The sequence below is a fragment of the Methanospirillum hungatei genome (genome assembly GCF_020216685.1).
Lineage (GTDB): Archaea > Halobacteriota > Methanomicrobia > Methanomicrobiales > Methanospirillaceae > Methanospirillum > Methanospirillum hungatei_B.
The window spans coordinates 1-12,039 of record NZ_JAIWNS010000159.1 but is presented as its reverse complement, the minus strand read 5'-3'; the positions used below and the strand labels follow the sequence as shown (position 1 = coordinate 12,039).

Sequence of the window (12,039 nt, the reverse complement as noted above, 5' to 3'; positions counted from 1 at the left end):
AGATTTTTCCTTTACATCCATTGAAAAGCCTGCATTTTCATCAGCAGGTGTGACATTATAGTGCAATTCCCAATATGGAGTCGGAATTCTGAAAGGTGAGGTAGAGCCTGTATACTTTCCAACAATTTCTGCATAGTTCGTCATCTGAATTGCCGGCATCGGATTATCAGGATTTGGTTGCCAGGTCATCGGAGTCATCTGTGGTGTAGGAAGAGCACCTGATGAAGGAACTGAAGTCTTATCAGGAAGTACCTGCTCCTCCTGAGTCTCGCCAGGGGTCGCTTCCTGAGTTACCGAAGATACCGGAAAGTCAGGTTCAGGAGTAAGATAAGGTTCCATCACAGGTTCTACCGGCGCAGGAGATTCAGGTAAAAATATCACCGGCTGTCCGGTAATAATCGGCTTTACCACCACCGCCATTATTAATACGACAATTATTGCTGCTAAAATGACTATTACATCCCTTTTTTCCATCTGGCAGCCCTCTTCTGATAGAACATACGCGACTGAAATATTTATATCGTGAAGTCATGACTCTTCCCATCTCAGAAAAATCCGCTACTTCACATAGAGAATCATGATCTTATTTATGCCAAAGTGAATCGAATAATATGGAATCACTGTATGAGGATGGAAAATATGTCTGATACAAACAAACCAACCCCTGAATCCTGTGACAATAACTGTTCATCCTGTCCTTCAGGCGCTACCTGCCCGACAGCGGCCGGAAAATTACCGCCAAAAGCTGACATTGATGTAAGGCATGTAATACTGGTTTTATCTGGCAAGGGGGGAGTCGGGAAATCCACGGTTGCCGTAAATCTTGCTTATGCCCTCTCCAATCATGGAAAGCAGGTGGGTCTTTTGGATCTTGATATTCATGGCCCGAATATTCCCAAAATGCTGGGTATTGAAGATCATAAACTGCTTGCAGACCAGAATAAAATCGTCCCGGTAAAAGTAACCGGTTCATTACAGGTTGTTTCAATGGCGTTCCTGCTTCCCGAAAAACATTCCCCGGTCATCTGGCGTGGCGCCATGAAAGCAGGAGCAATTAAGCAGTTCCTTGAGGACACAGCCTGGGGTTCTTTGGACTATCTTGTCGTTGACCTCCCGCCGGGAACCGGAGATGAAGCCTTAACTATCGCGCAACTGGCTCCGAATGTCCGTGGTGCAGTCATCGTCACAACTCCTCAGGAAGTATCCACCCTGGATTCGACCAAGGCGATCACCTTTGTGGAACAGCTTGGACTGAATGTTATCGGCGTTATTGAAAATATGAGCGGATTTGTCTGTCCGCATTGTGGGGAAGCGGTTGATCTTTTCGGGAAAGGTGGAGGCGAGCGGATTGCACAGGAACATAATGTCCCATTCCTTGGAAGCCTCCCTCTTGATCCTGAAGTGAGAAAGGCCGGTGACGAAGGAAGACCATTCATTATCAGACAGAAGGATTCTCCGACCTGGAAAGCGGTAGATACGGTCATGGAACACCTGGTCAGCATTGTTGAAAAACAGATATGAATTACTTGGAAGTTCTTTGCGGGAGAGAAGAAAATCTCCCGATTTATGCTGAAATTGTGAAATGTCTTGAGGACATAAATCAATTTCCACAGCTCATCGAGCCGATTTACCGTGAGGCAATAACCTTAAATGAAACGCTTCTTGAAAAACTACGATTCGGCCTTCTTCGACTTCAGTTACACTCTGAAATTCATCGGAACAGTGATATGGAAGAGGCACAGAAGATGCGGTTCGTTTCAGAGATGATAGAGCGCACCATATTTGGCGGCCTCTTTATTGAACGGGAAAGTTACGTATCAGAGTAATCATCATGTCTCAGGATCGCAATGAATTCTTTGTTATCAGGATTCCTGATACCGGATCTCTTCTTGATGCGGTCCGTATTATTGCTGCATCAGGTCTTACCATAACCAGGTGTCATTTCAACCGCTCGCTGGATCCGGTTACCGCCTTTTTTTCCGTATCAGGTGATGAATGGGCCTGTACCCGTGGTGCGCAGGCGTTGCTGGAAGATGGATATCTGCAGACTACCGTGACCTATCCAAAAAGTGTTCAGCTTACTGTTATCGTTCCAGAAATTCCCGGGACCTTACACAGAATTCTCTCTATTCTGGACACATATAATGCTGAAATTAGTTCACTCTCATTTGATAACCGTGGCAGATATCCAGATGCCCTGCATATCATGCTCAGGGTCTTACACCCTGATAAAACTGAAGAGTTGATCCGGGCGATTGAAGCTGAATATCCGGTAAAGATTGAAGGGTATGACTGTGGAGACAGTTGCGATGATGGGAGTCTGTTTTATGTCAGATATGCGGCACGGGTCAGTGAAATCCTCGATGGCGTGGAAAACCCGCACATTCTTGAATTATTACACCAGTTTAGTCATGTCGCTCAACAACTGACCGAATATGGAAAAGAATACCAGGATGTACTAGAACAAATACTGCTAAACGGAAAACGCCTGAAGGAGACAACAGGGGATGGGTTTTATGCAGATGTTCAAAAGATTGCCCTTGCGGATACGCTGACACTCTATTGTTTCCAGCTTCCGGGCGGCGGCTCTGTCTTTGTCATCGATGCACCGGATGAACGAATAATGATTGACACCGGATATGGTATTTATCATGAGGATGTTCTCCGCATGTTTGCTGCCTATGGTCTTGGCGGGAAAGTTGACTTTACCCGGATAATTCTGACTCATGGGGATACTGATCATTGTGGTGCTGCCGGTTTTTTCAATGCCCCGGTGTATACCCATGAGGGAACCTGGGATATTATAAAAACCAATAATCGTGCATGGGGAGCCACTACACAGGATTTGGTCCTTGAACAGGTGTATACGGTGATGATAAACCTGTTTGCACGGATGACTCCTCCTGAGGACGTAACCCTATTACCTGGTTCAGGGAACGGAAAGCGGGGTGAATTTCCAGTTCTATCAACCTTCAATGCTGGCGGGTACACTTTTGAGATATTAGAGGGGCATGGAGGGCATCAGCATGGTCTGATATATATCCTCTGCAAGGAAGCCGGAGTCTTATTTACTTCGGACACCATCCTCAATCTGAAACATCTGAGTCCTGAACGAAGTGCGTACAATAATTTCGCAGTATATCTGGTCACGACGGTGAATGTGGATCCGGATCTTGTGAAAAGTGAACGAAAAGCATTGGCAAAGCTGGCACAGGAACTTGATGAGGAACTTCAGGAAAATGGAAAACGCCTTCTTTATTGTTGTGGACACGGGCCGGTATCTGTGATGGAGAACGGTGAGCTGACTCCGGCAACAGAGCCGGTTACCTACCGTCACTGACCGGTGGATGGGTTCAGGTGCGATATCCTGATGAGGATTCCATCTGAACGTATACACAGGTATGAATCAGCACCGTGTGCAGGATATGATGAAACTGATGGCATCGCGGATCAATGCCATCGCAGATCATATCTCTGATGAAGAAGTTTCTCATTTTATTAAAGAACTCCTGGATGCCAAACGCATTTATGTGATGGGTGCAGGTCGTTCTGGTCTTGTTGCAAAGGCATTTGCCATGAGGCTCATGCACCTTGGGATGATGAGTTATGTGGTAGGTGAGACCATCACACCGGCACTGCAAACCGGGGATCTTATTGTGGTCTTATCCGGATCAGGCAAAACAAGAACCATTGTGGAGATTGTCCAGACTGCAAAAGAGATTGGAGGGCGTATTTCTCTTATCACTTCAAACCCGGACTCTCCGATTGGAAAAATCTCTGATACGAAAGTCATCATTGAAAACTACCGTGACAGCATTCCTGATGAGAGTAAGGAGTACGATACCAGACAGATGCTAGGTGAGCACCGGTCATTTGCCCCGCTTGGAACCCTGTTTGAGACCGCGGCGATGACCTTTTGTGACGCTGTCATATCACGGCTGATGGAAATCACCCAGACGGATGAGTCAGAGCTCAAAGACCGGCATGCAAATATCGAGTGATTCTGATGAAAAAAATTTCAGCGCGTGCCCAGGCAATCGAGATGTCGGGGATCAGAAAATTTTTCCAGGCTGCAAAACCCGACTCTATCAATATGACACTTGGTCAGCCGGATTTTGTCACCCCTGACCATATCAGACATGCAGCGATACAGGCAATTGAAGAGGGAAAAACCGGATATACGTTCAATGCAGGTATCCCTGAATTACGAGAGGCATTATCCGAAAAATTTAAAAATGAAAATAATCTGCATTACAGTCCTGAACAGATCATTGTGACAGCAGGAGCCGGAGAAGCGCTCTTTATTGCCATTCAGAGTCTTGTTGATCCTGGTGATCGGGTTCTTCTGACTGATCCGGGTTTTGTCTCCTACGAGGCGTGTATTCAGCTTGCAGGGGGAAAACCGGATTTTGTACCACTTACAAAGGATCTGCATATTCAGGAAGATATCCTCCAAGAGAAACTGGAAGGCGCACGACTCCTTATTCTTAATTCGCCCTGTAATCCAACCGGAACGGTCGAGTCCAAAGAAACAATCCGCTCGATTACTGAAGCAGCCATGGATGCCGGTGTAACTGTTCTCTCTGATGAAGTATATGAGCATATCATCTATGATGCGGTTCATGCAAGCGCCGGAACCTTTGGTGAAGACGTGATTACGGTCAATGCTGCAAGTAAGACCTATGCTATGACCGGTTGGCGTCTTGGATATATCGCTGGTCCACCGGAATACATGGAACAGTGTCTGAAAGTTCATCAGTATTGTCAGACCTGCGCCACCTCAATCAGCCAGTATGCCGGGATAGCAGCCTATACCGGCGATCAGTCCTGTGTAAAGATGATGCGGGATGAATATAAAGCACGCAGGGACATTCTTGTTTCTGGTTTTCATGGTATGGGTGTAGAATTCCCTGAACCGCAGGGGGCTTTTTATGCATTCGTTCCACTTGGAAAGGAGAGAACTCAAAAAGTAATGGATGCCGGTGTAATAGTAGTTCCTGGTGATGCATTCGGACCGTCAGGCGCAGATTATGCCCGATTCAGTTATGCCACTTCACGGGAAAATATTACGGCTGCAATCGAACGAATGAGACCAGTTCTTGAGGTATAAAAATGGTTTATGATTTATTAAAAAAACTCTCCGATGCACATGGGCTTTCAGGATTTGAAGGAAATATCAAATCAATTATACGGAAAGAACTAGAGGGATATGTCGATGAAATTTCTGAAGACAGACTTGGAAACCTTATCGCAGTAAAAAAGGGCACCGGACTTTCAGTTATGATAGCATCCCATATGGATGAGATCGGACTTATGGTCCAGTATATCGACGAAAAAGGGTTTATAAAATTTGTTGGGATTGGGGGGTGGTTTAATCCGACTCTTCATACCCAGAGGGTTGTCCTCCATGGGACGAAAGGGCCGGTTTCTGGAGTAATCGGATCAAAACCTCCGCATGTCATGACACCAGAGGACCGGAAAAAGGAGATCAAGATGGAGGATATGTTCATCGATATCGGAGCGTCATCAGCAGAAGAGGTAGCTGAGCTTGGGATTGAGATAGGAACTCCGGTCACGATCGAACAGGAACTCATTCATCTGGCAAATAATCGGATTACCGGGAAAGCATTGGATAATCGGGTGGGTGTTCTGGTCCTCATTGAAACACTGAAAAAGATGAAGACCTCAATGACCGTTTATGCGGTATTTACCGTACAGGAAGAGATCGGTCTGAAGGGGGCAAAGGTCAGTGCATTTGCGCTACACCCTGATTTTGCAATTGCAACCGATGTCACGATTCCCGGTGATCATCCTGGTGTAACCAAAAAAGAAGCATCGGTTGAGATGGGAAAGGGACCGGTCCTGGTTCTGGCAAGTGCATCAGGGAGAGGATTACTGGCTGATAACCGGCTGGTCGCCTGGCTTCGATCTGCAGGAGATAAGATGAAAATCCCATACCAGCTGGAAGTTGGTGACGGAGGAAATACGGATGCCTCTATCATTAACCTTGTCAGGGATGGAATCCCCAGTATCCCCTTATCAGTCCCATCTCGATACATCCATTCCCCGGTAGAGGTAGTAGATCTCAAGGATGTCGAGGCTACGATAGATCTGCTTGTTGAAGCACTGAAAAAGAAACCAAAGATCTGAAGATTGAAGATCACATATCAATAAAACCTTTATTTTTCAATGATTATCTCATACTATTATGTTTCTGAAGACACCAATACATCTCTTCATACTCTTGTCTTTGGTTTTTTTCTTTTTCCCAGCAAGCCAAGCAACGGAAACGGGTACTGACCCTGCACCAGGAATAGATCTGATACAGAACGGCTCTTTTCAGGAAGGACTTGCCATCCTTGAGGAATATGTCAAATCCAATACTACAAATCCGGAGGTCTGGAATTCAATTGGATATGCTCTGAATAATCTGGGTCGGTTTCCTGATGCAATACCTCCCCTTGAAAACGCGACCAGATTGGAACCCAATCATACGATTGCATGGACTAACATAGGATGGGCATATAATGAACTCGGGGATTATGAAAAAGCGCTGGAGGCTTTGGAGACGGCAACGAGAACCGGCCCGGACAATAAATATGCATGGAGTACAAAAGGATATTCTCTTATCAGGACGGGGGCACTTACCGAAGCAATTCCTGTTCTGAATAAAGCCCTTGAACTGGATCCTGACTTTTCAGATGCCTGGAATAACCTGGGATGGGCTTATGCAGAAGATAAAAGATATGATGAGGCAGTAGAGGCACTGTCCAAAGCGACCAGCCTTGATCCTGAAAATGGATATGCATGGAATAATTATGGAAGGATACTCTATCTGACAGGGCGAACAGAAGAAGCACGAGATGCCCTCTCTAATGCAACACAGACGAAACCAGAATTTGACCAGGGATGGTATAATCTTGGAAATGTTCTCTATGCAATGAAATCATACAATGAATCCATCGAAGCATACCGAAAGGCAGTTCAGCTGAATCCTGATAATCAGATAGCACGGGAAAATCTGGAGATTCTCGAAAAACTATATATATAATTTTTATAGCCGAACTGATAACGGACTATTTTGTACTTTGCTCATACAGGTCTGACAGAGCATTGATTTCTTACTGTCAAGGTCATCGAGGGTGAGCGGGTTTGCCATAATGCATGAAGTATTGGTACAGTGATCAAGATGTAAGAGATGACCAATCTCATGGGCTCCTTCCCGTGATAACCGGTCAATGAGCATCATCTCATCTGACGGAAGACCCCAGTATTCATTTCTCAGTCTGGCAGATGAGATTACAGCCGTCCCTGTTGCCGGACGGGAGAGACCAAATACGTATCTGGTGCCCGGTCTGAAGATATCATCTCCGGTTACCAGTAAAATAAATCTTTTTTCTTCATTCCGGCGGGAAAAAACATCAAGACAGGTTAATATTGCACTTGCATCAAACTGGTTTCTGCTCCTGTCAAACCCGTTATAAAGAACCGGGCTCTCACACACTTCAGCCGGAATATCCATGATTTGAGAGATGATCCGGGCAACCGGTATTTCAAGACCGGCCGGAGCGCCCCGATCCCAAAAAATAAGGATATTCATCTCCAATAAACTGGGTAATGAGCGGGTATAAATATATTGAGACGGCGATTGCAAGATTCATTGCCGGACGGTACCGCTCAGTAATTGAAGCCGGAGCCGGAACAAACCTTCATACTGCAAACCTGTTATTCAGATCAGGGATATTAATCAGATGTGTGGATATCATCGATCCTCCCGTCAATTCATGGATTCCGTACGTGAAAGATGATGTATCAAATCCCGAACCAGGGCTCTATCAGGGTTGTGATTGTATCTATGCAATACGACCGGTGGAAGAGATGATTCCTCCGCTCATAAGACTTGCACACTATGTTCATGCAGATCTTGTCGTCTATCATCTGGGGTTTGAAGGAGCAGACCGGCCTGCCCCCCTGCCCGGATGTGAAGTCCCTCTTCATATATATGTTAAAAATTGAAAAGGGTTGACTGAGACGATTTCTTATCCTTTTCCACCGGTACAGTGGACGTTTGTTCAGGGAGAGTTCCCGGTTCCTGTCCGGAGAATGAGTCAATCGAGGGGGTCTCCTGTCCTATAGGTTCCTTCTCCTTCTTCGATCCCCTGGCTTTTTTGCCCTTTGCGTCCTCATCTTTCTTCTTCTTTTTCAGTTCCTTCTCAATCTGCTTCTTCTCATCTTCGATCTTCTTTATTATCGATTTTGATGTGATGGGATCATGTATCAGGATGTCAAGTGTATCCACATCCAGATCATAGCTCCTCGCAAACTGCTCTGGGAATTGTTTTGCAAGCAGAGAGATCGGACAGAGATATAGGTTCCGGACTGTAGAGGCGGACATATGCATCGATGTTCCGATATCGGATAACATCTGCTCCCGTATCGTCTTCTGTTTTTTCGCAACAGACATCTGTCTCCATCGTGACGGGGGCATGATCTTGGCATATCCTGATGGCCGGCCCTTCATTACATCATGTACCCCGTAGAGCATGACTGAGGTTGCATACCGCCATAATGTATAATATTGAGTAAGAAATGTATATCCCAGGTACATATCTGCCCTTGATAATGCAGCATAGGCCTGTGCTGTCTTTTTTCGGTCAGGGAGCACACCAAGATTTCCTTCAATCCATTGAAGGATAGTATCCGGTGTTTCATCCACAGACATTGACATATCAAGAAGTGAAGGAACCTGACGATAGCCTAACGTTGCAGAAACAAGATCAAAAATACTGGCACGACTGTCTTTTGCAGATATAGATACATCATCCTCGCCCACCGTATCTTTCCCAATGGCAGACGCATACAGCATGGTCACTGCAGACCTGATATCCCCACCGGCCTGCTCGGCAATGTCATTTAATGCCTGGGCAGAGCAGGTCAGCTGTTCGCGTGAACAGATCTCACGAAGTCTGGGAACCAGTGATTTTGCCGGTAGTGCTTTAAACTGAACTTTGGTACACAGGTTCCTGATAGTACCATCAAGCCCGTAGAGATCATTGGCGATAAGAATCAGCGGCTGACGTGCCTGCCGTATTACTTCCGCGATTGCCCGTGCTCCTCCGCGATCCGCATTTCCCTGAAGATTGTCTGCTTCATCAAGAATGATGAGTTTTCTCGCGGCACCGGTGAGTGAGCCCGTACTTGCGCTTCCACCTGCAACCTTTTCAATGACGGCTTTGGTTCGTTGATCGCTCGCATTGAGTTCCACAACTTCCCAGTTCATGTCATGTGCAAGTGCCCACGCACTGGAAGTTTTTCCGATACCGGGCTTACCATAGAGTATGAGCGGAGGGGATTCCACTGTCCACCGGGTCGCCCACTCACTCATCTGGTGCAATGCTTCCCGGTTGCCCACCATCTCATTCAGATGCCGGGGACGATACTTCTCAGCCCAGTCCATCCCGATTATATGTGCCGGCTATGAAGATAAACCGCATGAACATTACTGACAAGCATGGAGTCTGGTCTTTGGTAAATTCTGAACCAAATAAGACATTTTATGAGTGATGAAACAGAAAAAAAGAGTGAGATTTTGGGCCATGGGAGAATACACCTGCTCCACCGAACAGATAGCACAGGCTGTCAGAACATATGACGGAGTGAGACGGAAAAGTGAAATTGGTGCAATGGTTCGGGATCTTCAGATTGATTCTCAGGCTGTTGTCGCATCATTTGGGGAAGATGCTGCAGTAATTAAAAACGGATCTGATGCGTTGCTCCTGGCAGCAGATGGGATCTGGAGTAAACTTATGGATGCTGATCCCTACTGGGCAGGGTATTGTGCAGTCCTTGTAAATATTCATGACATTGCTGCCATGGGAGGAAAACCACTCGCCATGGTGGATGTGTTCTCAATTTCAAATGATACCATAAAAAAGCAGGTCATTGCGGGTATGCATGATGCGTCCAGACAATTTGGTGTGCCGATCGTCGGCGGGCACCTGCATCCGGACACTCCATACAGCGTAATTGATGTTGCAATCCTCGGTATTGCCCCACTTGAGAATATTATCTACAGCAATACAGCATGCTCCGGAGATAACGTCCTTATTGCAATAGACTTAAAAGGCAGGGTTCATCCATCCTGTGCATTAAACTGGGACAGTGCAACGTTGCGAACCGCAGAGGAGGTTCGTGGTCAGATCAGGGTAATGGAGGAGATCGGATCCCGAAAACTCGTTACAGCAGGCAAGGACATATCCAATCCTGGGATCATTGGAACACTGGGCATGTTACTTGAAGTATCTGGAAAAGGAGCAGATATTGATCTCACTGCAGTGCCCCATCCTGACCTGGATGAGTATAACATCACCTTTGATCACTGGCTCCGGATGTATCCGGGAATGGGTTTTGTTCTAACCGCAAAGAGTGAACATGTTGACACTATTTTCAGTCTGTTTTATAAGTGTGGTATGACCGCATGTAGTATTGGGACCGTGAATGATTCAGGGGAACTTCGTATTCACAATAATAACTCTTCTGCACTTGTCTTTGACTTTTCGAAAAACGGAGGGGTAATGCATCTTGGAACATATCCCTGAAAAATCATCAGTCATTGGCATTGGTATCAGGAGTGATCCTGAGCGGGTGTTTTTGGGAATCTCATCCTATTCAGGGAGGTCAACGATCAGGTGTTACCTGCATTCGGATCTTCAGACATCTGCTCCACCCCGTTTTCATTCAATTATTTCTGAACATCCGGAGCAGGACCTGATATCAGATCTTTTTTCCGGGACTGTTGATGCAGCGATACGGGGGACATTATCCTCACATCATACATTGCAACTGTTAAAAGAGACTGCCAGTGTAGCCACACTTGAACGAGTTGTCCTCTTAGAGACTGCAGACGGCTCTCGCTTCTTCCTCGGGCCGGTAGGGATAGATGAAGGATGGACCATTTCTGACAAAGTATCCCTTATAGAAAAAGTAAAACCGCTCTGTCAGAAGTTCGGACTTTCTGAAAAAGTGACCGTTCTCTCAGGGGGTCGTCTGGATGATGTCGGTCGTCATCCTGCCGTTGACAGAAGCCTTGCTGATGCAGAACTGGTTGCCCGTCTGACCGGAGGAGTTCACAGAGGTATCCTCATAGAAGAAGCAGTACAGGACTCAGGATTTATTGTAGCTCCTGATGGTGTATCAGGAAATTTAATCTTTAGAACACTGTTATTTCTTGGGAGAGGGCGTTCTCATGGGGCACCAGTTCTGAATATCCCAAAAATCTTCGTAGATACTTCGCGCGTTAACCCGAACTATCTACACGCGCTAAATCTCGCAGATAATCTCATTGAGTTATCTTTCCTGAAAAAAACTTCAATTTAAAGCGGAATTTTATTTCTTTACAATAATGCATCCGATTGTTCATCTCTGAAACCTAATCTCATGAAATATAAAAATCTACTCTTAACAGGTCAGAATATTGAAAATCTCGAGATAATCTCGAAATATTTAAATAGATATCAATATACTTTGTTTTGAGGTAGAGGACTATGGCAGACTTACCTATTGCAGCAGTTGTAAGAATTGCAAAGAAGAATGGGGCTGAGCGTGTGGGAAGCGATGCAGCAGCAGCTCTTGTAGCAAAAGCAGAAGACTACATTGCAAACCTGACCAGGGAAGCAAACCGCCTTGCCCAGCATGCAGGTAGAAAAACAATTAAGGAAGAAGACGTCAAGATGGCCGCAGAGAATGCCTAAAAGCATTCTCCACCTTTGACTTATTCAAAAACAGAAATCTCCTTACCTCAAAGAAATAAATATATGTGTGCTCGGATGGGGTTGATTTCTTTCGTTACAGCACACCTTTTGTACTTGGAACCTGACCGTCATTGTAGACTATTTTTGTTGCCGAGTGCAGTGCAATTCCAAATGCCTTAAAGAGTGCCTCGCATTTATGATGATCCGAAAATCCGGATATGTTCATATGAGCCGTCACTTTCGCGTTCTGAATGAAACTTTCAAAAAAATGTCTGACCAGCCAGGATTC

The 12,039-nt window shown here is 45.7% G+C and carries 14 protein-coding genes and 1 pseudogene; 11 read left to right on the top strand and 4 right to left on the bottom strand.

Translation table 11 applies throughout. The features are described from left to right. The coding region (locus LDL35_RS10155) for a hypothetical protein (RefSeq protein ID WP_304022222.1) at positions 1–474 on the bottom strand (474 nt) is incomplete at its 3' end. Positions 475–639: 165 nt separating this feature from the next. Here LDL35_RS10155 and LDL35_RS10150 point away from each other — a divergent pair. The 7 genes from LDL35_RS10150 (at position 640) to LDL35_RS10120 (ending at position 7,051) form a co-directional block, all read left to right on the top strand. Beyond that, positions 640–1,521, top strand: coding sequence for an Mrp/NBP35 family ATP-binding protein (locus LDL35_RS10150; protein ID WP_304022221.1), 882 nt, complete (start codon positions 640–642; stop codon positions 1,519–1,521). After that, positions 1,518–1,826, top strand: coding sequence for a hypothetical protein (locus LDL35_RS10145; RefSeq protein WP_011447937.1), 309 nt, complete (start codon positions 1,518–1,520; stop codon positions 1,824–1,826). The genes LDL35_RS10150 and LDL35_RS10145 overlap by 4 nt, the downstream gene beginning before the upstream one ends. Before the next feature lie 5 nt (positions 1,827–1,831). Continuing rightward, on the top strand, positions 1,832–3,340 hold the full coding sequence (locus LDL35_RS10140; RefSeq protein ID WP_304022220.1) for an MBL fold metallo-hydrolase: 1,509 nt from the start codon (positions 1,832–1,834) through the stop codon (positions 3,338–3,340). A gap of 61 nt (positions 3,341–3,401) precedes the next feature. Next, positions 3,402–4,001 (top strand): 6-phospho-3-hexuloisomerase, encoded by a 600-nt coding sequence (hxlB, locus tag LDL35_RS10135; protein ID WP_304022219.1) that lies wholly within the window; start codon positions 3,402–3,404, stop codon positions 3,999–4,001. 5 nt (positions 4,002–4,006) lie between these two features. Continuing rightward, complete coding sequence (locus tag LDL35_RS10130) at positions 4,007–5,110, top strand: pyridoxal phosphate-dependent aminotransferase (protein WP_304022218.1); 1,104 nt, start codon at positions 4,007–4,009, stop codon at positions 5,108–5,110. Between the two features lie 2 nt (positions 5,111–5,112). Continuing rightward, positions 5,113–6,150, top strand: coding sequence for a M42 family metallopeptidase (locus tag LDL35_RS10125; protein WP_304022217.1), 1,038 nt, complete (start codon positions 5,113–5,115; stop codon positions 6,148–6,150). Positions 6,151–6,208: 58 nt separating this feature from the next. Then, complete coding sequence (locus LDL35_RS10120; protein ID WP_304022216.1) at positions 6,209–7,051, top strand: tetratricopeptide repeat protein; 843 nt, start codon at positions 6,209–6,211, stop codon at positions 7,049–7,051. Between the two features lie 3 nt (positions 7,052–7,054). Here the strand turns inward: LDL35_RS10120 and LDL35_RS10115 are convergent, their stop codons facing one another. Continuing rightward, positions 7,055–7,600 carry an archaemetzincin family Zn-dependent metalloprotease gene (locus LDL35_RS10115; RefSeq protein WP_304022215.1) on the bottom strand — a complete coding sequence of 182 codons (546 nt, stop codon included), beginning with the start codon at positions 7,598–7,600 and terminating at the stop codon, positions 7,055–7,057. Between the two features lie 17 nt (positions 7,601–7,617). Here LDL35_RS10115 and LDL35_RS10110 point away from each other — a divergent pair, with 17 nt between their 5' ends. Then, on the top strand, positions 7,618–8,016 hold the full coding sequence (locus tag LDL35_RS10110; protein WP_304022214.1) for a UPF0146 family protein: 399 nt from the start codon (positions 7,618–7,620) through the stop codon (positions 8,014–8,016). Here the strand turns inward: LDL35_RS10110 and LDL35_RS10105 are convergent. Continuing rightward, positions 8,006–9,457: a replication factor C large subunit gene (locus LDL35_RS10105; RefSeq protein WP_304022213.1), complete on the bottom strand. Its 1,452-nt coding sequence runs from the start codon at positions 9,455–9,457 to the stop codon at positions 8,006–8,008. The two genes, LDL35_RS10110 and LDL35_RS10105, sit on opposite strands and share 11 nt — an antisense overlap. Positions 9,458–9,596: 139 nt before the next feature. Here LDL35_RS10105 and LDL35_RS10100 point away from each other — a divergent pair, with 139 nt between their 5' ends. From LDL35_RS10100 to LDL35_RS10090, 3 genes are all read left to right on the top strand, one after another. Next, on the top strand, positions 9,597–10,598 hold the full coding sequence (locus LDL35_RS10100; protein WP_304022212.1) for a methanogenesis marker 2 protein: 1,002 nt from the start codon (positions 9,597–9,599) through the stop codon (positions 10,596–10,598). Then, positions 10,582–11,376 (top strand): methanogenesis marker protein Mmp4/MtxX, encoded by a 795-nt coding sequence (mtxX, locus tag LDL35_RS10095; protein WP_304022211.1) that lies wholly within the window; start codon positions 10,582–10,584, stop codon positions 11,374–11,376. The genes LDL35_RS10100 and mtxX overlap by 17 nt, the downstream gene beginning before the upstream one ends. A gap of 167 nt (positions 11,377–11,543) precedes the next feature. Then, positions 11,544–11,750: a histone family protein gene (locus LDL35_RS10090; RefSeq protein ID WP_011447948.1), complete on the top strand. Its 207-nt coding sequence runs from the start codon at positions 11,544–11,546 to the stop codon at positions 11,748–11,750. A 94-nt stretch (positions 11,751–11,844) separates the two neighbouring features. Here LDL35_RS10090 and LDL35_RS10085 read toward each other — a convergent pair. Beyond that, a pseudogene (locus tag LDL35_RS10085) lies at positions 11,845–12,039 on the bottom strand (imidazoleglycerol-phosphate dehydratase); the annotation flags it as partial.

What these genes read in the sequence shown, in the direction of transcription:
- LDL35_RS10120 (WP_304022216.1), top strand. Translation starts at nt 6,209, where the DNA reads ATGTTTCTGAAGACACCAATACATCTCTTCATACTCTTGTCTTTGGTT.
- LDL35_RS10110 (WP_304022214.1), top strand. Translation starts at nt 7,618, where the DNA reads ATGAGCGGGTATAAATATATTGAGACGGCGATTGCAAGATTCATTGCC.
- hxlB (WP_304022219.1), top strand. Translation starts at nt 3,402, where the DNA reads ATGAATCAGCACCGTGTGCAGGATATGATGAAACTGATGGCATCGCGG.
- LDL35_RS10090 (WP_011447948.1), top strand. Translation starts at nt 11,544, where the DNA reads ATGGCAGACTTACCTATTGCAGCAGTTGTAAGAATTGCAAAGAAGAAT.
- LDL35_RS10130 (WP_304022218.1), top strand. Translation starts at nt 4,007, where the DNA reads ATGAAAAAAATTTCAGCGCGTGCCCAGGCAATCGAGATGTCGGGGATC.
- LDL35_RS10100 (WP_304022212.1), top strand. Translation starts at nt 9,597, where the DNA reads ATGGGAGAATACACCTGCTCCACCGAACAGATAGCACAGGCTGTCAGA.
- LDL35_RS10145 (WP_011447937.1), top strand. Translation starts at nt 1,518, where the DNA reads ATGAATTACTTGGAAGTTCTTTGCGGGAGAGAAGAAAATCTCCCGATT.
- LDL35_RS10150 (WP_304022221.1), top strand. Translation starts at nt 640, where the DNA reads ATGTCTGATACAAACAAACCAACCCCTGAATCCTGTGACAATAACTGT.
- LDL35_RS10140 (WP_304022220.1), top strand. Translation starts at nt 1,832, where the DNA reads ATGTCTCAGGATCGCAATGAATTCTTTGTTATCAGGATTCCTGATACC.
- LDL35_RS10125 (WP_304022217.1), top strand. Translation starts at nt 5,113, where the DNA reads ATGGTTTATGATTTATTAAAAAAACTCTCCGATGCACATGGGCTTTCA.
- LDL35_RS10115 (WP_304022215.1), bottom strand. Translation starts at nt 7,600, where the DNA reads ATGAATATCCTTATTTTTTGGGATCGGGGCGCTCCGGCCGGTCTTGAA.
- LDL35_RS10105 (WP_304022213.1), bottom strand. Translation starts at nt 9,457, where the DNA reads ATGGACTGGGCTGAGAAGTATCGTCCCCGGCATCTGAATGAGATGGTG.